At 38.0% G+C, this 19763-nt stretch carries 14 protein-coding genes, 4 tRNA genes and 1 pseudogene; 13 read left to right on the forward strand and 6 right to left on the reverse strand.

From position 1 onward, the window contains the following. From E0946_RS07195 to E0946_RS00035, 8 genes and pseudogenes are all read left to right on the forward strand, one after another. Positions 1-345: pseudogene (locus E0946_RS07195) on the forward strand (hypothetical protein); the annotation flags it as partial. Positions 346-625: 280 nt separating this feature from the next. Next, positions 626-937, forward strand: a complete 312-nt coding sequence (locus E0946_RS00005) for a hypothetical protein (protein ID WP_133200423.1) — start codon at positions 626-628, stop codon at positions 935-937. A gap of 200 nt (positions 938-1137) precedes the next feature. Continuing rightward, positions 1138-1743 carry a hypothetical protein gene (locus tag E0946_RS00010; protein WP_243713666.1) on the forward strand — a complete coding sequence of 202 codons (606 nt, stop codon included), beginning with the start codon at positions 1138-1140 and terminating at the stop codon, positions 1741-1743. A gap of 175 nt (positions 1744-1918) precedes the next feature. Continuing rightward, on the forward strand, positions 1919-2449 hold the full coding sequence (gene rsmD, locus E0946_RS00015) for a 16S rRNA (guanine(966)-N(2))-methyltransferase RsmD (protein WP_133200424.1): 531 nt from the start codon (positions 1919-1921) through the stop codon (positions 2447-2449). A gap of 129 nt (positions 2450-2578) precedes the next feature. Next, a tRNA-Ser gene (locus tag E0946_RS00020) sits at positions 2579-2664 on the forward strand. A gap of 22 nt (positions 2665-2686) precedes the next feature. Beyond that, positions 2687-2778 (forward strand) — tRNA-Ser (locus tag E0946_RS00025). 8 nt (positions 2779-2786) lie between these two features. Continuing rightward, positions 2787-2861, forward strand: a tRNA-Gln gene (locus E0946_RS00030). Positions 2862-2871: 10 nt separating this feature from the next. Further along, positions 2872-2945 (forward strand) — tRNA-Gln (locus E0946_RS00035). Between the two features lie 30 nt (positions 2946-2975). On the opposite strand, the gene mltG is transcribed toward E0946_RS00035, so the two are convergent. The 5 genes from mltG to E0946_RS00060 all read right to left on the reverse strand — a co-directional run bounded on the left by mltG (position 2976) and on the right by E0946_RS00060 (position 6241). Next, positions 2976-3986 carry an endolytic transglycosylase MltG gene (gene mltG / locus E0946_RS00040; RefSeq protein WP_133200425.1) on the reverse strand — a complete coding sequence of 337 codons (1011 nt, stop codon included), beginning with the start codon at positions 3984-3986 and terminating at the stop codon, positions 2976-2978. After that, entirely contained in the window at positions 3983-4411 is a 429-nt protein-coding gene (gene ruvX, locus E0946_RS00045) for a Holliday junction resolvase RuvX (protein ID WP_133200426.1), read from the reverse strand. The genes mltG and ruvX overlap by 4 nt, the downstream gene beginning before the upstream one ends. Next, a complete protein-coding gene (locus tag E0946_RS00050; protein WP_133200427.1) occupies positions 4399-4986 on the reverse strand; it encodes a hypothetical protein in 588 nt (195 codons plus the stop codon). Before E0946_RS00050 ends, ruvX begins: the two co-directional genes overlap by 13 nt. After that, positions 4970-5530 carry a hypothetical protein gene (locus E0946_RS00055; protein WP_133200428.1) on the reverse strand — a complete coding sequence of 187 codons (561 nt, stop codon included), beginning with the start codon at positions 5528-5530 and terminating at the stop codon, positions 4970-4972. Before E0946_RS00055 ends, E0946_RS00050 begins: the two co-directional genes overlap by 17 nt. 201 nt (positions 5531-5731) lie before the next feature. Next, positions 5732-6241: a hypothetical protein gene (locus E0946_RS00060; protein ID WP_133200429.1), complete on the reverse strand. Its 510-nt coding sequence runs from the start codon at positions 6239-6241 to the stop codon at positions 5732-5734. A gap of 339 nt (positions 6242-6580) precedes the next feature. Between E0946_RS00060 and E0946_RS00065 the strand changes: the two genes are divergently transcribed. Further along, a complete protein-coding gene (locus E0946_RS00065; protein WP_133200430.1) occupies positions 6581-9376 on the forward strand; it encodes a FlgD immunoglobulin-like domain containing protein in 2796 nt (931 codons plus the stop codon). Positions 9377-10137: 761 nt separating this feature from the next. Here the strand turns inward: E0946_RS00065 and E0946_RS00070 are convergent. Further along, entirely contained in the window at positions 10138-15117 is a 4980-nt protein-coding gene (locus tag E0946_RS00070) for a carboxypeptidase regulatory-like domain-containing protein (protein WP_133200431.1), read from the reverse strand. A gap of 680 nt (positions 15118-15797) precedes the next feature. On the opposite strand from E0946_RS00070, the gene E0946_RS00075 reads away from it, so the two are divergent. The 4 genes from E0946_RS00075 to E0946_RS00090 are packed head-to-tail and all read left to right on the forward strand — an operon-like array spanning position 15798 to position 19760. Beyond that, positions 15798-17057 (forward strand): adenylosuccinate synthase, encoded by a 1260-nt coding sequence (locus E0946_RS00075; protein ID WP_133200432.1) that lies wholly within the window; start codon positions 15798-15800, stop codon positions 17055-17057. A gap of 14 nt (positions 17058-17071) precedes the next feature. Beyond that, positions 17072-18262: a hypothetical protein gene (locus E0946_RS00080; RefSeq protein ID WP_133200433.1), complete on the forward strand. Its 1191-nt coding sequence runs from the start codon at positions 17072-17074 to the stop codon at positions 18260-18262. After that, positions 18259-19380 (forward strand): DUF362 domain-containing protein, encoded by a 1122-nt coding sequence (locus E0946_RS00085; RefSeq protein WP_133200434.1) that lies wholly within the window; start codon positions 18259-18261, stop codon positions 19378-19380. Before E0946_RS00080 ends, E0946_RS00085 begins: the two co-directional genes overlap by 4 nt. Then, entirely contained in the window at positions 19380-19760 is a 381-nt protein-coding gene (locus tag E0946_RS00090) for an FtsB family cell division protein (protein ID WP_133200435.1), read from the forward strand. The genes E0946_RS00085 and E0946_RS00090 overlap by 1 nt, the downstream gene beginning before the upstream one ends. Positions 19761-19763: the final 3 nt, after the last annotated feature.

The raw sequence follows: 19763 nt of genomic DNA on the forward strand, positions 1-19763 counted from the left end.
CTCTATGCCGATATCGCAAAAAATATGAAGAGATTATCTCCCTCTCCAGGATACCGACAGGACCTCACTAACTATATCAATGCTTATAACTCTATGAAAGAATATCGGGAACATCCTCTCAATAACTGGTATAATGCCTTCACTAAATTGATGTGGAATATGGCAAAAACCTACTCTCTTAATGGGATTCCTCTCACGGAAAATAGCACCCTTATTGACCTTACCACTCTGACCCGTGAAGACATTATAGAAAATAACCTTTCCTGCAGAACCGTTAAACAAGCTATTGAAGCGGGGTTGTTACCAGAAGTTCCCGGATATGAATTCTATAATAATGAAATATAAAAGACTCCCAATGGCCCATAAAATCCATAGCATTAAGACCAAATTTTAATTACTCAGCTATACCTTACAGTCCAGAAGTCAAAATCATAGCTATTCCTGAATCAGGGGAAGAGCTTGATTTTGAAAAACGAATCCTTGCTTAATTAATTTAAATAGGTTCAAACGACCAGGCAATATACCCTTCTGGTTTTTTCTTTTTGAACGGATTCTATTCTTTAATTTACCGACAAAAGGAACAAAAGAAGACTTACCTGAAACAGGTATATCAAACCTTTTACCTGTGAATCCTGAAATTAACTTGGTCTTCACTAAACATAATGATAACCCGGTAACTATAATATGGGATAGAGGTGATAAGATAAGTTTTAATCGCTGTTATCTGGCATGGGAACTGAAGTTAAATAAAATATACCAGCAAAAAATACCGGAATCTGTTACTATGAGGGCTTATATTGATATTTTCCATAATGCTCTGGATGTTTGTAACTTAGCACTTAATCCATATGCAGGAAAAGCATTGATAAGTCCCACCTTAGATTTAGTTATCAATTATGGTAATCCCCTGATAACCAGAGCTTTAATCTGGAATTAATACTCAGAATTGTATAAGATACCCCAATTTTCTTAATCTGGAAAGCTGATTTCCTGGATTACAAGTCCTGTTCTCAGCTTTTATCACTTGAATTCAAAAATATAAAATAGCCAGTCTCAGTTTAAAATATTTCAATTAAAGCTCTTATTCTGGAATACAGGATAAGGTTTTCATTGACATAAATTGGCAGTTTAACCTTTATGAACTATATTTTAGATAAGGAAGAAGGTATGAAGACCAATAATCCAAGTTGGACACCCACGCTAACTCTGGCGAAACTTTTTGAGGAGCAAAAACAGTTTTATGAAGCGTTAGCAATTTATGAACTTATCTATCAAACGGACAAATCTCCTGCTATACAGGAACATATAGAAGAGATGCATTCTCGCATTGTGAATAATCCTAACAATCGTTATGATCCCAGGATAGAGCAGCTTTTCACTCCCGAAGAATTAGCCTATTTCAAGATTCTTGACCATCAGGGTTTTGAAAATATGTGCCAGGCAAGGGAAAAATTACAAGAGGGTTCGCTGACTACTGAAGTATATATTGAAGAAGATGAGGATTATTTAGAGCTGGAAGATGAGGACAATGTTAAGATTCTCTCCCAGATACTGGAAGAAATAGAACAACAAGCTCAACTTAATCTAATGGAACCGGAAAATGAGATTACTGAATACACTATTCAAGACCTCCTGATGGCTCTACTTTCTAAATTTAACAAAGAGCAAAAGCTGACTGAAGTAAGTCTCAGCGATATAGTGTCAATCATTCTGGAGATGCAGGGCTCTAAATTAAATTCTTAATGACCCCAAAAAAGGAGCAAAAATATAACAAGCTCTGTGAAAAATGCGCTAAACACTGCAAGCAAAGAGCCGATGTTAAAATAATAACCTGTCCTGACTTTGAAAAAGCCTGGGAACAGATGACGATTAAATGGGTGCTTTCTTCATCCTCTTCTAAAAAGGCAAAGAAGTAAAAATGCGTATTATAACAGGTAAATATAAGGGTCGCCCCCTTCAAACAGTTGAAGGTCACACTACTCGTCCCACTTCTGCTTTCAATCGTGAACTGGTATTCAGTGTCTATCAGGATTATACGGACAAAAGAGTTTTAGACCTCTATGCGGGAACGGGTTATTTTGGACTTGAAGCTCTTTCTCGTGGTGCTATCTGGGTAGATTTTGTAGAATTTGCTATTCCAGCTTTAACGGTTATCCTCAAAAATGTTCAGAATTTAGGATGTAGTGATTTTTGTCATATCTGGAGAAAGAATGTCTTTGCTTTTCTCAGAAGCACGGAAGAAAAATGGGATGTAATCTTTCTGGACCCTCCTTATAATAAAAGATTACTGAATCCCACTCTGGAACTTATTTTTGACAGGGATTTACTTAATCCCGAAGGAACAGTCATTGCTGAACACAGTCCTGAAGAAACTGTGGCAGACATTTATAAGGACAGAATAATCAACTTTAAAGAAGGAAAAACCACCTGTTTCACTTTTTTGCAGTAAGAGAGAAACAAATTAAACAGTTCTTTAAAAGTCAAACTGATAAATTTAAGTGAAAATATTTTAATAAACAACGGAAAGAAACTGATTGACAAAAAAGGCTGTTTAAGATGAAGAGATAAAAATGGTGAGGGAGGATTAGTCCTAATTGGTAAGGCAGCGGTCTTGAAAACCGCCGGGTTTTACCCATGGGGGTTCGAGTCCCTCATCCTCCGCCAGTAAATATAGTGTTTTTTAAATGGAGAGGTGACCGAGCAGGTTTAAGGTGCACGCCTGCTAAGCGTGTGTGGGTCAAAAGCTCACCGTGGGTTCAAATCCCACCCTCTCCGCCAGAATTTGTTGGGCAGTCGCCAAGCGGTAAGGCAGCGGGTTTTGGTCCCGCCATTCGGGGGTTCGAATCCTCCCTGCCCAGCCAGATTTTTTTATGGGATGTCGTCTAATGGTAGGACAGCGGACTCTGGATCCGTATGTGAGGGTTCAACTCCTTCCATCCCAGCCATTTTAAACCCAGTCATTTGACTGGTTTTTTTTATTCCCACTCTTTTCTGCGATATTTCTTAGTTTTCGCTAAATGTTCCTCTGCAGTCCGGGAAAAATCGTTCCGCCCATCTCTATCCGAAACAAAATAATAATAATCAGTCTGAGCAGGATTCAATGCAGCCATAATAGATGAAAGTGATGGATTGCATATAGGTGTTGGAGGAAGTCCATAATTTATATAAGTATTATAAGGCGAAGGGATTCTGGTATCTTCAAAAGACAGGACTTTCTTTTTTATACCTTGTTGTTCCAGAATGTAATTTACTGTAGGACAGGATGCCAGCTTCATTCCTGCTTTTAGACGGTTATAAATAACTCCCGCTACCAGTTGTCTCTCTTCAGGATAATTACTTTCTTTCTCCACGATGCTTGCCAGAATCAATATATCATAAAAATTATCTATAGCATAAGGGTCTATCTTTGCTTTCTTTAAAGTATCAAAGAAATTCCGCGTCATCGTTGATAAAATTTCCTGAACTGTAACATCTGGATCAAAAGCATAGGTATCCGGATAGAGAAATCCTTCCAGAGATTTGACTTTGAAACCAGTAAGTTGAAAGACGAATTCCGGATTAGTTGCTGCTTTATAGAGGTCTTCATAACTGGCTAATCCACTTCTTTCTAATCTGTGCAGGGTTTGATATAAAGAGAACCCCTCAGGAATAGTCACTCTAACTGCGGTAACATTTCCTTCTTCCAGCATTTTTAAGGTTTGCAAAAGGTTATGTTTCCCGCCAAGAGTGTAAGTTCCCGCAATAAGATGCTTATCCGTGCCTCTCATAGAAGCAAGAGTGCGAAAAAGAAATTTACTCCTGATTATTCCATTCTGCTCTAATTTTTCTGCAATGGTGGCAGCAGTATCGCCCATATTTATTTTGAGCAGCATTTCTTCTGAAGATATGGGAGCATATATATTCCAGAGCAAAACTATCACTAAAACAAGAAGGATAGCTAAAATTAGAATCCATAGATACCGAGATAAATTTTTAAGTTGTTTCATTGATTTTCCAGATAGCTTTTTAATATCATAGCCGCTGCCATTGCATCCTGAAGCTGGCGGCGCTCTTTCCAATCATAACCCATTTTAATCAATTCCTTAATTGCCTCATCGGTACTATACCTTTCATCCCAGGATTGAACTGTGATGGTAAGATGTTTGGACAGTTTAGACATAAAATTTTTGGTTTCAACTGTCTTTGGAGTGTCTCCACCTTCAATAGCATAAGGCATTCCTATTAACACCAAGGTCACCCCATATTCATTTATAATAGATTCAATCTCGGATACTAAATGCTCAAATCCTTTATTTTCTAAAACTTTAAAAGGAATTGCAAGAATGCGCGAAGGATCAGATAAAGCCAGACCTATCCTTTTTTCTCCATAATCCAGGGAAAGAATTCTTCCCTCTCGTTTTACAGATTGGATTCATCCCTCCAAATTGCTAGATACCATCTATTATTCATTGGTTTAAGGTAAAAACGAGCTACTCCACTGGCGGTAATCATAGAATTGGAAGCATAATAACTAAGTTTTAAATCGAACATACAAGGGATAATCACCCAGTCTTCGTGTCCTACCTGAGGGTCTATTTCCCAGCTACTTTCAGGTGGTATCTGAAGATGTAATTGCAACTCATCTGGAGGAGGCATTGAACCATCTGAAGACCCCGTAGTAAAAAGATTTTTAGTATATAATATCTCCTGGTCATAGCCCCACCAATCATCCCTTAAACCATCATTATTAACATCCACACCGATCTGATTAACTTCTGAAGATATTAATTCAAAGCGGAAATCTTCAGAAAGCAATTCTTGGTATATATTTATGTTTCGCTCTTTATAGGATAATTCCAGATTCTCCAGCACTTCTTGAGGGGTGCGATTTTGAATAGTGGTATCAGAATGGTCTTCCATACGAGGTCTAAAGGGATTCCAGCAACTGGTCAGTAATAATAATACTGATAACAATAAAAGAGATAATACTCTATTGGGAGAAGTCATATTTCAATTTCCCCCAGGTTGGATAGCTTGCCACTCTATAATCAAACCATTTGCGAATATACCAGTAGGCACCAGATTTAATAAAATGAAGCTCAAGCTCTCCTTGATATTGTTGTGGGATAGATTTATCAGAAGGATAACGTATTAGCTCATATTTCCGATAGATTTTAGCTTCTGTAGCAGTTATGTCATCTGGTTGAGAAACAATCTCCTGTAAATTTACTTGAACACTATCCGTCCAGGCAAATAGATTAAGCAGCATATCCTGCTCCTGTTGAGCATTCCAGCTGACAGGAAAGTTATAATCATTAACATCCTGGGCAGCAAAACGAAAGTTAAAATCTTCTGTAAAAAGACTTATATATTTAACCGCATTTCTACTATCTTCATAGCAATACTCCAGATTCTGTAAACATAAATCCCAGCTAGTCATATAACTATTCCAGGATGGAGGTTTGGCTGGAGTTTCAGCTTCCCGTAAATCAAAAAGATTACAGGAACTGAGAATTATAAAGACTAATAGAATAGGTATAAGTTTTTTCATATTTTCAATTTAAGCCTATATCTTGAATTGTCAATAGATATTTTGTCCCTCAAGCTATTAGTTTATATTTCAAAAAATTCTTAATATATAGAAGAAGTGAGGTTTCTATAAATTCACTTTTCCCCACGAAGGACAAAAATCAACCCCCCAAAATAAGAAGGTTGACTAAGAATTTCTTTAAAAAATTTTATCGGGTTAGTATTATTGATAAATCCAATCTTCTTTGATGGTAGGTTTCACTTCCGGATTTGGGTCTTCTATATCATAGGTGTTTTTTGCTATGTCGTAGGTAACTTTAATTCCTTCTTTGCCAAACTCTTTAGTAGTAGTCATAATAACCGTTCCATTTTCTTGAAAGCTGAATTTAAATTCGGGAGTATTGACCTTAGCGGGGTCAATAATTTCTTCTATCATTGAAGGCCAGGAGGCAAAGGGATCATTCTTTTGATATTCCTTAGCTAAGTTACTAATAAGGGTAAAATTAGGCAACACCTGTTCAAATTTCTTTTCTGCTAATAGTTCTTTTTCTTTCTCTTCCTGCATCTGCTTCATCCCAAAGATAAAGATGAAGATAACTCCCGCTAAAATTATGAAAATTAACAGTTCAACGATTCCTATGGAATGACCTTCTTTCATTTCCATATTATTTGTTTTCTTAGCTGGAGCAGGTTTATTTGCTTCTTTTTTTCTATTATTGGCTTTGTCAGGCATTATACCTCCAAAACATAAATCCTTTTTTTCACTTTTATAATATTATGATTTTTGTCAAAGTATTTGTTTGATTTCATTAGTAAATTGCAAATTTAATAGCCCGTTCCCAACAATGTTCTGGTTTTTCTCTTCAAAAATATGTTTTTCCTAAGATTGGCTTCTTTCTTGCATATATAATTTAGAAAATCAACTTTTTCAAAGTAGAAAAATTAAATTGCCTTATTTTAATACTCTTTTAAAAAAAACTTTAATGTCTAAGATAGGTTCAACCCCACTGAGTTCTAATCTAAAAAAGATGAAACAATTTTATTTTAAATCATAATTAAAAGGAGATAAAAGATGAAAAAATCAATGACCATCCTGCTGTCGTTGATAATGCTGATATTTAATTTATCAGCAACTATGTTTTGTCCTGATACTGGCGAAACCATTCCTGGCTTTGCCAATTCTAATTATTTTGAACCATCTACTCCAGAAAATATTGACATAGGAGCAAAGGATGTCAATTCCTGGAGTGGAACAGGACCCTGGGGAGGAAATATTCGTTACCTCACCACTGATCCCACTAATCCCAACCGTGTTTTTGCTGCCAGTGGTTCAAGTTTAACTGCAGTTGAAGGTGGAGTTTATTACAGTATTGATGGCGGAATAAACTGGCTTCCCACCACTTTACCCCGTAAAGCTTATAATGCAATAGCTTCTTCTCCCTCACAACCTGGAGTATTTTATGCTGGAGCTCGCAATGGACTTTATAAAAGCACAGATTATGGAATAACCTGGCAAGCCGCTGGACAATCTTCATCTTATATTTTAGGTTTAGGTGTCCAAGCTAATAATGGTAATGTAATTGTAATGGGAAAATCCGGTAATGTCGGTTTTTTAGTTTCTAATGATGGAGGTGCAACCTTCAATTCTGTTGGTGTAAACTCTGGTTTTATGCGTCATTTTGCCTGGCACGAAAACAATCCTCAAAGAATGTATGTAGTAATGGGAAGTTCCACTTCTTCGGTGTTGACCAGTGTAGATAACGGTCAAACCTGGACTAATTTTGGTCCAGCAGGAGATGGATGGGGTATGTATGCTTCTCCTACTGATAGCCTTTTCTGCTTAATAGCTCACGCAAATGGAATATACAGAACTACTGATGGAGGATTAAACTGGACTAATGTGCTGGGTGGCACTTTTCGCAATGTTACAGAATTCAATGGTTCATATTTTGCCTCCTCTAATGCTGGGGGAATTTTTGAAAGCAATGACCAGGGTTTAACCTGGCAAGTTACACCTCATCCAGTTGTTCAATCTACCTGGCAAGCAGCTACTTCTACCAGTGCTGGAGCACTTTTTGGACACTGGGGTGGAATATTTCGCGTCACAGGTTATCAACAACCTATAGTTCCCTCTCATACAGGGATCAATCTCGCCCTGGTACACGGTCTGGCTTATTATGCTGATACTAATGAACTCTGGGGTGGAACTGAAGGAAGTGGTCTCTATTGCAGCACTGATAATGGTCTAACCTGGGAACATAAAGTAAACGGGTTGAACAATTGGATGGTTTATGAATTGCAACCGACCAATCACCAATTCTATCATTCTGGCAGAATGTTGGTTGGAACTTTGGATGGTGCTTACACTTCTATGGATGGAGGAAACACCTGGTCTTATGTGTATTTCCAGGGTACTCAGGTTTCTGCCTGCGAAGTCCATCCTACTAACCCAAATATTTTTTGGCTTGGCTCTGCTTCCGGTGAAATTAAATATACTACAGATGGTGGTCAAACCTTTAACACTTCAGGTGGCGGATATTTTGGATACGCACCTCGTTTAAAATTGGGAAAAGCTCCTGATGGAAACTTACGTCTCTTCTTATGTTTCCAGGGAAGTGCTACTGCAGTTTGGTATTCTGACGATGGAGGTGCTAATTTCGTTCCTACTACCGGATTAGAAAGTACCACTTATCAACCTATGGTCTCTATCAGACCAATTTTGGGAGATCAGCCACAAATTATTTATGCTTCCACAAACTCAGGAGTTTTTAAATCAACCGATAATGGAGCTACCTACTCTTTAACTGGAATGACTGGTTTCAGTTGGAGCGTTTTAGCCGGACCAGGTCAACAGGTTGTTTCAGGAAAGGATAATGGAGTTAGTTATAGCACTAATGAGGGAACTACCGCTACCTCTATAACCCAGAATCTTGAAGCTAATGCCACGATCTGGCAAATAGCCTGGGGCAGCAGTACCAATCAGGTATATATCGCTACTCGTGGAAGAGGCATCCTGGAAAATCGCTTTGACTCGGAAGAATATCTACCTCCTACTAACCTAACTGCAAATCCACTGGATAGTGCAATCCTGTTAAATTGGACTCCTCCAGCAGGAACATTACTTCCTGTTTCCTATATTATCTGGCGAGATGCCTATCCTCTTGTATCTCTTCTTGCTTCTCAAACCTCCTATACCGATTCAGGTTTAATCAACGGACAAGAATATAAGTACTTTGTATCTGCGGTTTATGAAAACGATATACATACTTCAAGTATACAGATAATCACAGCAATACCTGCAATTCCAACTTATCAACCTGTGGTTAATCTAACGGCTGAAGTCTCCAATTATGATGTAATTCTTAGCTGGACTGCACCCGGAGCTGGTGAAACTGGGTATAAAATCTATAGAGATGACAACCTTATCTATACGATAACCGACCCTTCTATTACCAGTTACACTGATACTGGACTTACTGCAGGCAATTATTTATACGGTGTTACAGCAACTTATCCCACTGGAGAATCTGCACCAGTTACAGTTAGTGTTACTGTTGTATCCAATTATGACCCGAATATACCGGGATTAATCACAGAACTGAAATCCTGTTATCCTAATCCTTTCCAGAACTCTACCTCTATTCATTACTCAGTAAAAGAACAGGTACCAGTGGAAATACGTATTTATAATGCCCGAGGTGAATTAATCCGTAAATTGGTAAATGATAACAGAGCACCAGGAAATTATAATATTGTTTGGGATGGACGCATGCAGAATGGTTCTCGTGCTCCCAGCGGAATCTATTTCTATCAGATGAAAGCAGGTAACTTTAATAGCCAACCCCAAAAACTGCTACTGATGAAATAAGCATATGAGATAGGCTCTATTTCATAAAAAAGGGAAAGATTGAACATACCTTGATCTTACCTTAATTATAGAAATGAAAAGGATAGGAATTATCTTTTAGAAGAGCATAACTCTCTCTGATTAAAGATTTCTTTATCCTTTTCATTTCTTTTACCATTTATATATTAATTTTTAGGGTTCATTATCATCAATCGGTGTGAAGATGTCCTCATCTGCATCATGCAAAATCAGCTAAAAACATATCCGAAAGAAATTGAAAGCGGGATAAGTAATAGTGTGCAGATGTCTTCATCTGCACCAAGCAGTATAACCTTTACACTTATTTGAAAGAAATTGAAGGCGGGATAACTTTTACATGTGGTTTTATAAGTAATTTTATAAGTTAATCACGCACTTGTGAGCTTGCGATAAAGTGAAAGTCATTAGGACATTATGCAAAGAAGGACCTTTGCATACCATAACCTTTGCATACTATAACTTTTTCATACTATTCCTTTGTATACCATTACCAATTTATATAACATTTTGAAGTTAAGGATATTTCTCAACTTTTATTATAGGCTCTGACAAATTTAAATCTTACTAATACAATCATAATATAGACCTAAAGTCTATACTAAGTTATAAATAAGCGCTGGCAAGTTTAAATTGTGCACGAATACAATCATAGAAATAAACTTAAAGTCTATAATAAATAAGCCCTGACAAACCGAAACTTGGTACTCTGTCAGGGCTTTTATTCTTTTTGATAAAGAAGTTTTTTACTTCATCAGGATCATCTTCTTAGTACTGCTATATTTACCACTGCTCATCTTATACAGATATACACCACTGGCTACAGGCTGATTATGATTATCTCGTCCATTCCAGACTACTGAATAATGACCTGGAGTTTGGACCTCATTCACCAGAGTACGTACCAGCTGTCCCTTCAAGTTGTAGACCTCTATGGTCACAGGACTGGTCTCTTTCACACTGTAGCGAATAGTGGTCTCTGGATTGAACGGATTAGGATAGTTATTAAACAATTCTGTTGCCAGAACAGGAATATTCTCATCATCTACTGGTGTTACACTTCTAACCATCACATCATCTACCAGGAAAATAAAGGCATCATCAGAGACACACTGGATTCCCAGATAGACATCACTGTTCATATAATTGGTAAGAGGATAGGTGTATTCCGTCCAGGCTACCGGTGCTTCTACTGGGTTGTCTCCACTGATAATAATAAAATCAGAAGGATTTGTCCCACTCGTAGAGACTCCCACTTTAAATCTTTCTAATCCATATTGATTGGTATAGGAGCGTGCCCAGAACTTCAATTCTACAGGATAATGTAAAAGAGGACTGATTAACCAATCATTATTAGGTGGATTAATGCTGGCAAAAGAAGCTGCTTCCTTGATGCCACTATGAGGATTGGCTCCGGTCAAAGGAGGAGTGGTAGCGGAAGGTACAAAGATAATGTATGCCATTGGAGAACCAGAATTGGGAAAAGTAACATTCTGTATTCCCACAGTATTGCTCTGGTCTACATCTATCAGTGTCCAGGGTGCAAAGCTAAGAGCAAAATTGGCATAACTTTCAAAACCATCCTGGAAAATTAATATACTTTCGTTCAATACAAAATTAACCGTAGTTGTCTGTCCAGTTACTACAACTACATTCTCTTGAATAGCAGGTAGATATCCTGAAGCAAAAACGGATACTGTATGAGTTCCAGTTTGAACTAACATACTGTAGGCTCCACTGGTATTGGTAATAGCAGTTACATTCCCACAGGAAACAATAGCTCCTGCTATGGGAGCATTAGAGGTATTACGTACTACTCCAGCAATAGTGCCAATATAAGTTACTTTAATTAAAGTATTGGAAAAAGCTGCTTCAGATTGGACATTATTGCTATAGACAGATTTTACTGCCCATTTATAAGTACCATCAGGTAAGTTAGACCAGCCTGTATCAATAAATGTAGTATCCTGAATAGCTGTATCCGTTAATAAAATCCAGGAACTTTCATTGTTTTCCTGTCCCTGTAAGAGACGCCAGACTTTATAGCCCAATAATATCCTATCCTGTACAAAAGATCGCGACATCTCAATTCTGGATATTCCACTCTCCCGCATTCTTGCTCTATTAGAAGCTTCTTTTTCAGCGAACGCTGCCGCTTCCCTTTCTGATAGACCTCTCATTTCAAAAGGAACAGAACAAACAGGCGAATTTATTACCTTCCCTTGAGCAGGACCGACATATACATCATCAATATACCAACCCGCATAATTGACTACCGTAGTAGCATACATTTGGAACTGGATTTCTACTTCGGACAGACCAGCATAGGAACTGAGGTCAACCACTCTTTCTTGCCATTGGGTATTGGTGTAATCCCAGGAAGGACCCCAGATTACTGTCCCATTAACCGCTACTTGACAGAAATCAAAATCACCAAAGACATTCTCCCAACTCCAGAAACGAAGTTCAGGATTGAGAATACCAGCCAGATTAAAAGTCTTGGTGAGATAATTGAAGCCCCCGGAATTGGTATAGTTGGTGTAAATTTTAGTGCCCCACATTCCTGTCCCAGAATAGCAAGTGGGGGGTGGAATTACATTAGTTCCGGTATATTCCGGTACCCAGTTTGCTACATCGTAGGTATTTGTCCATTCCCAATCACCTAAAGGATTAGACCAATTAGAAGAAGGTACCCATCCACCATCATTGAGCTCAAAATCATCCACTCCAGAGATATTTGTTGAAGAAGGACTACGCCAGGCTATAGAAACATGGTTTTGGGTTGGAATTTCTGTGGCTATTACCTGGGTTGGAGGATAAGCAAGTTCATTAAGAACTATATCTCCCATATTTACATTAGTTGAACCGACATCCACCGTTCCCGTTGCATTCTGATATCCAGAACAAGAGGCAAGATAGCTATAAGTGTGATTCGCATATACATTATTAATAGTAAACTGACCAGAAGCATTAGTAGTAACCTGATAATTCGCATAACCCGTAAGATTTATGGAGGCATCAGCAAGTCCTACCGTAGGTTGGTCACTTCCTACAATCCTTCCAATAACTGTTACCTGAGGCAATGGAGTGAGCACAAAGTTAGTGGTCACCGTCTCATTTTCTACTACATTAACGGTATTGGTAGCATCATTATAACCAAATTTACTTGCTTTAACCTGATGCGTTCCCACCTGGACATAAGGAAATGTGAAAGTTCCCGTAGAACTGGTAGTGCAGGATAAGGTAGTTCCAAGAACCACGACCGTTGCTCCTTCCAGCGGAATATTACCTGGTCCGTAAACTGTACCCGTGATAGATCCTAAACCCGAAGTGATAAACATCAAAGTTGTCTTGGGAAAAGTAGCTGTCGGTGTAGCTGTAGGAGGATTGGAAGGATCATAATCTACCGTATCACTAAAGACATTGCGAGTCCTATTTGCAACTGTTCCAGTTTGAGTGCGAAAGAGATCTGAGGAGCTATAATATTGAGTATCCATAGGACGCTCAACCATTACTACCAGGTTTCCTCCACCATAAGGATAAGGGTTGGTGAGATGGATCAAGATATCATTCTGCCCGCTGGGATAATCCACATTGTCACTGAATACAGAAGTCAATTGAGTTGAGGGTATCCATCCAGCTGCAAGGTCAGTCTGAGTGGTCTCTCCTATCCAGATATTAGTTGGCATATTAGGTAGATTAGTCACAAAGTTATTATAAAATTGGATATCGGTAAGCAAACCTCCTACATTGATTTCTGAAGCAAGATATACGGTTTCAAAGAGGGAGTTCTTATAGTACATATCTACTGGCATACGACCGGTGCTGGTTCCTGTGCCTATTGTTACGCCTATCGTACCTTGAGGATACACCAGTACATTTAAATTAGAGCTCTGATTATTTGCAGCTATTTCATCTCCAGTTAAGGATACTTCACCATAAATATAAGTAGTACCAGATTCGGTGGGAGTCCAGGGAATAGTGAAATCCAGAGTCTGTAGAGAAGCAATAGCTGTTCCTGCTACAGAATTAAGCAGAATTCCGTCTTCTTTCATTAATTTGACCGTATAGTTAGTCTGGGTTGCGGTTCCATTATTCTTTACTTGTATGATATAGGGGGTAACTGCGCCCACACTGGTATTGGGAGGACCACTGATACTCAAGCATCCTAAATCATTTACAATTGCTTGTCCCGTGTAGAAAATGGTAGTCTTAGGGAATTGACCGGACACAGTTGCACTTGCTGGAGGATTGGCAGGATCATAGGTGGTACTATCACTCTGAACTTTTCGTGCCCTATTAGAGCCTACCGTCTGAGCTAAGAAATAATCGGATGAAGAATAATACTGAGTATCCATAGGTCTTTGGACCATCATTACCAGATTTCCAGGAGTATGCATATAAGGAGTCTGTAAGGGTATAGTGATGGTATTAGTTCCTTCTGGATAAGTAACATTACCGTCAAACACCAGAGTTAATTGTGTGGAAGGTATCCAACCAGCACTCAAATCTGCTAAATTAGTTGAACCTAACCAGATCTTGGTTGCTCCGTTTGCCGGAGAATCAGCAAACTGATTGTAGAAAGCTAAAGAAGTTATGGTTCCACTGGTAAAACCAAGTTCATCAGAATAATAAAGACATTCAAAAAGTGAATTCTTATAGAAGAAATCCATTGGGATACGAGCTGTTTGATCTCCTGCACCTATGGTTACTGCTTGTACGCCTTCTGGTTGGACAGCAATATTAAGAGGAGGAGTTTGATCGTTATTAGGATTTTGATCTCCGGGTAAGACTACCTTACCATAAAGGACACCAGGACCTGCTGTAGTAGGTGTCCAGGGAATAGTATAGGTTAAAATTTCACTAGGTTGAATGGTAGTTCCATTTACCGAACCAACTTCCTGAGTGTCTAATAATAATTTAACTTGATAAGTTGATTGAGCATTACTACCCCGATTACGAACAGTTACGATGTAATTATAACTCTGACCTGCAGTAGGAGTGGTGTTTCCAGTAATAGAAAGAGCTGCTAAATCATTCGGAACAGCTACTACGGGATTAAACTCATAAACAGTTCCTTCACCGGGCCATACATTAACAGCATTATTTGCAGTAGTAGTAGAAGCAGTAGCCGGAGTACCTGGTGTCACACTATAGAACCAGCCTGAACCTCCAGGAAGCATATTGATACCAATGGAGGCAGAAGGGTTATTTGGTGTTCCTTCGGCTGAGCCATAGACAAAGTCAATTTTACCATTTTCATATAATCTAACCTGTAAGTTGAAAAAAGGGGATAAAGTTGAACTATAGTTCCACCTCAGGTTAGTATATTGAATGGTAAAAATGCGATTAGGAGCTGTGCCGGAAAGTAGATATTCACAAGTACCTGCTGCCAGGCTGCAGTCATCCCATAGGGGTGCAATGACGGGAACAATAGTGGTAGAAGTTAAATTATTACTCAAGTTACTACTCGTCTGAGAAGTACCTAAACCAATCCAGCCATTTGATGAGATTTTAATCTCTGTATAGCTATTTTCTCCATAGGGGAAGGTAAATTCAATAGGAATAGCTGAGGAAATAGCATCATCAGAGGAAATACCTGCATTTGTTCCCGTGATGGGAGTGTAGGTCCCATTTGTGGCATTGAAGGTATAGTATTCATCAATACCTGCAAAAGCAAAACCTATGATTACCCCCATCAATAAAATTAAAATGAATCGCTTCATTATCTTTCTCCTCTTTTGTATATTTACAATATTATTTAAAAGTTTATATGCATAAAACTGTCAATTAAAATATACCAATTATTATAGAAATATTAGGTTGATGTTGCAAATATTCCATCTTCATAAGACAGAAAGAGTTTCACTCTTTTTATGATGTTAATGTTCCAGCTAATTTGATTTCCTTAGTGGGCAAAGTCTTCCCTGGCTTGTTAATTTGCCTGGTATAAGAATATCTCTATCATGCTGATATGCTTAGGGTGCTCATTCTTATGGTATTCAGATATTTCTGGGGTATAGATGCCAATGGTGTGCAGATGTCCTCATCTGCACCAAGCGTCATCAGCTAAAAGCATATCGGGAAAAAATTGAAGGTGAGATAACTTCAAAATGTAGTTTTATAAATAATTTCATAAGCTAATCACGCAACTGTGGTCTTAGCGATAAATCATAATCTTGAGGACTTGATGCAAAGGAGGACCTTTGCATACCATTAGCTTAGCATACCATTACCTTTGTATACCATCATCTTTGAATAACATTACCTTTGAATACCATAAAGGGTACCTTTATATACTATTCATTTTTCATTTTAATCAGCTTTAGATAACGTACCAGACAAGAAATAGTTTGACAGAATAGAATTATAGAAAAAAAGAGAAGTATTGATAAAGGAGCAGTTTATGAGTTCTATAACCATTCTGGGATGTATGTGGGGTGATGAAGGAAAGGCAAAGATAGTAGATTTTATTGGTGCAGAAGCTGATGTGGTTGCTCGTTTTCAAGGTGGAGCTAATGCTGGGCATACTATTGTGCTTGAAGATAAAAAATATATATTCCATACAGTACCTTCTGGGATTCTTTATCCTGAAACAAAATGTGTAATTGGCGCGGGAACAGTGATTGATCCTTATGGGTTAAGGGACGAAATGGAATCACTAATAGCACAAGGAATAGATTTTACTAATAGATTATTTATTGATGACCGAGCAGGATTGGTTTTATCTTTACACAGACAATTGGACCAGAAATCTGAAGAAAATCTGGGAGCAGGAAAAATTGGAACTACGGGAAAAGGAATTGGACCTGCTTATTCTGACCAAGCTGCCAGATGTGCATTACGAATAGGAGATTTACGCTATCCAGAATGGTTAGAGCAGAGGCTGGATAACTTTTATAAATACCATCAGATAACTCTTTCTGCTTCTGAGCGCAAAGAAGAGTTAGAATCTCTTCTGGAAGTGGGAAAGTTTTTTCAACCATATATAGCCCAGACTGACCAAATGCTAAGGAATTGGTATAGAGAAGGGAAAAGCATACTTTTTGAAGGAGCTCAGGGAACTCTTCTGGATTTAATCTATGGCACTTATCCTTTTGTCACCTCTTCTCATACCGTTTCGGGAGGTGTTTGTATAGGAACTGGTTTCCCTCCTCGCTGGTTAGATAATATTTTAGGTGTCTTTAAAGCTTATACTACCAGAGTTGGAGCAGGACCTTTCCCAACTGAAATAGAAGGACCGCTGGCAGATCAGATTCGGCAAAAAGGAAATGAATTTGGTTCAACTACTGGACGTCCCCGTCGTATTGGTTGGTTTGATGCTGTAGCTGCTCAATATAGTGCCTCTTTAAATGGCATAGATAGTTTAGCCATAACTTTATTGGATGTATTAACTGGTCTTCCCGAGTTAAAGATATGCACATCCTATCTTAAACATAATCAAAAACTACCTGGCTTTGTTACTCATCCGATAGAATTAAAAGAGATTCAACCTGAATATCTTACACTTCCTGGATGGGATATAGATATCAGTAAAATGCAGAAATGGGATACTTTACCGAAAGAAGCAAAACAATATCTTGAGGCAATTCAAGACCTGCTTAAATTGCCTGTAAAAATTGTCTCAGTCGGACAGGATCGTCGTCAAACCATAGTTAATAAATAAAGAGAAGGTATAAAATGAAAAAAGGTTGCTTATTACTTTTATTATTGGGGATAGGATGTATTTTTGCTCAACCATTAGAGTTTCCGCAACCCCAGTTTATCACTCCTATCTTTGATAGTTTCACCCGAAACTACGTATCTACCAGCGCTATGGGTCGTGGCTATACTGGAATAACTATTCCTGGAGGTATGGATAATGCGCTTTTGAATCCAGCAGCCTATCTACCTGATAAACCTGCTCTTCATCTGGAACTGTTAGCCAAACCCTCTATTAAAGTAGATTTTTATGCTGCTCAGGATACCAGCACAGGCTATAATATGACTGCTAATGATAGATTGACCTCACCTGTTCCTTTTGGTATCTTTGCTGTCGGAAGTTCTGTGAATGACCATATCAGTTATGGATTTCTCTATTCAATGCCCAAAACGGTCAGGATGGAAGATTTTAGCGTGGCAACGAATATGGGAATGAGCTTGATTGTGCGCTATCCTACTTTTAATTTGCATCAGTTCACTGCTAATGCTGCTTATCATAAAGACCAATTTCACTTTGGAGTAAATCTACATAATCAGTTTTACTATCTTGGAGATGTGACCTTTCTTCGCACTTTTGATAGAGTCAGGGACACCAAATATCTTCTGCGCCCTCAGTTTGGCTTTCTTTATACAGGAGAGAATATAAACACTGGGTTAACTCTGGTTCCTCCTCAAAAAACTAACTGGGATCTTAAATATGTTATATACGATACAAAACTTCCTTTAAATGTTTCCGGAGGAGTAGCCTATAAGCATAATGGAACTCAGCTGGCAGCAGAACTGGAATATGAGCAATGTAGTGCTATATGTGATGAATTTAAGGATCGTTATACTTTTCACTTAGGTGCAGAAAAGACGATTGAACAATATACCTATCGTCTGGGTTATATCTATCATCCAGAAGTCTGGCATGGAGATTATTTACTTCCTGATGCTGCATCAGATACGATTTCTATTTGGTGGGATAAAATTCTTCCTGGTGGAACGGTGAAAAAGAATACTCAACATATTCTAACTGGAGGATTTAGCTGGCATCATAAAGATGTCAATGTCAATCTTTCTGGATTGGTGAATGTAGCTAACACTGCACCAGTAAGTCAGATAAGCCTCTCTGTAGATTTGTATTTTAGTGCTTTTCAAAGGAAAGATTTCCTTTATTTTGGTAAATGACTAAGGTTCAAATTCGGCGTTTAGATGATTATAATTTGCCTCCTCTGCAAGAAGCAGTGGATGAATTTCTTAATCAAGAATTTAATTCTCACTGGAAACATAGTAAAAAAGTTTTATTAAAACCAAATCTTCTGGGCGCTTTTCCTCCTGAAAGAGCTGTGACCACTCATCCTGCTCTGTTAGAAGCTCTCATTCTCTATTTTCTGGATTTGGGCAAAGAAGTATGGATTGGAGATAGTCCAGGGGGAACAGCTAATGTTGAAAAGGTGTGGCAGACTTGTGGATTACAGGATTTAGCGGAACGTTATCCAGTAAGACTGCTCAATCTTTCCACTACAGGCTATAGAGAATTAATCTATGAAGATATATCGGTCAAAATCTCTGATATTCTCTGGAATTTTGGAATAATCATCAACATTGGTAAACTTAAAACTCATAGTTTAGTCGGTTTCACTGGAGCTCTGAAAAACCTTTTTGGATTGGTACCTGGTTTGGCTAAAAGTGATTATCATAGACTTTATCCCAACACCAATGATTTTTGTAGATTGTTAGTAGCAATCTATCAATTAACCAAAGAATACATATCTTATAGTTTTATTGATGGTATTTTGGGAATGGATGGACCAGGACCTTCAGCTGGAAGAGTTCGTAAATTTGGATTGCTTCTGGGCTCTAAAAGTATATCCTCTCTGGATTATGTAGCTTCAAAACTGATGGGTTTTAAGTTAAAGGATGTGCCTTATCTCTGGGATGCTTTACATAAAGATGGACAGTTAATCTCTGATATCCAGATTCCTACCAGCTTCCAGGATTTCAAATTGCCAGATGTGGATATCCGAACGGTTAAAATGAGCAATAAGTTTTTGCGTTATGTCCCCAGGATAGTTCGTTATCCTTTTCAACGCTTATATGACCGTCGTCCGATAATAGCATCCCGTTGTCAAAAATGTAGCATTTGCGTAAAAAGTTGTCCTGCTAAAGCTATCTCTCCTCCAGATAAGATAAACTTTCCTGTTATAGATAGAAAGAAATGCATCAAATGCCTCTGCTGTCATGAGATGTGTCCCTATGAGGCAATAGATATTCATAAGACTTTATTAGCAAAGATGGTGGGATAATGAAAAAACAAAGTAACAAAAATAGACGGTTCCTCAATTTCATCTATGTTCTGCTTATTTTATTGTTGTTAAGCTGGATTCTTTTCTGGGGAAATAATAGTTTTTATAAAAAATGGAAGCTTAAACGAAAAATAAACCGTATGGAACAACAGTATAACGCATTAAAAGCACAAAATGACAGTCTTGCTAATTATAACTACCGATTAAAGACCGATCCAGAAGCAGCAGAAGAAGTAGCAAGAGAAGAGCACGGCTTAATAAAATCTGATGAGACAGTTTTTATCTTCAAAGAAGCCACTAATGATAGTCTCAAGCAAGATCAACAGACTGGTAAAAAATCATCTAAGTTTCCTGTAACTAAATCTATTATAAAAAAATAGGGT

The sequence above is a fragment of the Candidatus Syntrophosphaera thermopropionivorans genome (assembly GCF_004353895.1).
Lineage (GTDB): Bacteria > Cloacimonadota > Cloacimonadia > Cloacimonadales > Cloacimonadaceae > Syntrophosphaera > Syntrophosphaera thermopropionivorans.

Bases quoted from the DNA above. Each gene is read 5' to 3' on its own strand.
- E0946_RS00060 (WP_133200429.1), bottom strand. From the start codon at position 6,241: ATGCCTGACAAAGCCAATAATAGAAAAAAAGAAGCAAATAAACCTGCT.
- E0946_RS00075 (WP_133200432.1), top strand. From the start codon at position 15,798: ATGAGTTCTATAACCATTCTGGGATGTATGTGGGGTGATGAAGGAAAG.
- E0946_RS00070 (WP_133200431.1), bottom strand. From the start codon at position 15,117: ATGAAGCGATTCATTTTAATTTTATTGATGGGGGTAATCATAGGTTTT.
- E0946_RS00065 (WP_133200430.1), top strand. From the start codon at position 6,581: ATGAAAAAATCAATGACCATCCTGCTGTCGTTGATAATGCTGATATTT.
- E0946_RS00050 (WP_133200427.1), bottom strand. From the start codon at position 4,986: ATGACTTCTCCCAATAGAGTATTATCTCTTTTATTGTTATCAGTATTA.
- E0946_RS00090 (WP_133200435.1), top strand. From the start codon at position 19,380: ATGAAAAAACAAAGTAACAAAAATAGACGGTTCCTCAATTTCATCTAT.
- E0946_RS00055 (WP_133200428.1), bottom strand. From the start codon at position 5,530: ATGAAAAAACTTATACCTATTCTATTAGTCTTTATAATTCTCAGTTCC.
- E0946_RS00085 (WP_133200434.1), top strand. From the start codon at position 18,259: ATGACTAAGGTTCAAATTCGGCGTTTAGATGATTATAATTTGCCTCCT.
- rsmD (WP_133200424.1), top strand. From the start codon at position 1,919: ATGCGTATTATAACAGGTAAATATAAGGGTCGCCCCCTTCAAACAGTT.
- E0946_RS00010 (WP_243713666.1), top strand. From the start codon at position 1,138: ATGAACTATATTTTAGATAAGGAAGAAGGTATGAAGACCAATAATCCA.
- E0946_RS00080 (WP_133200433.1), top strand. From the start codon at position 17,072: ATGAAAAAAGGTTGCTTATTACTTTTATTATTGGGGATAGGATGTATT.
- mltG (WP_133200425.1), bottom strand. From the start codon at position 3,986: ATGAAACAACTTAAAAATTTATCTCGGTATCTATGGATTCTAATTTTA.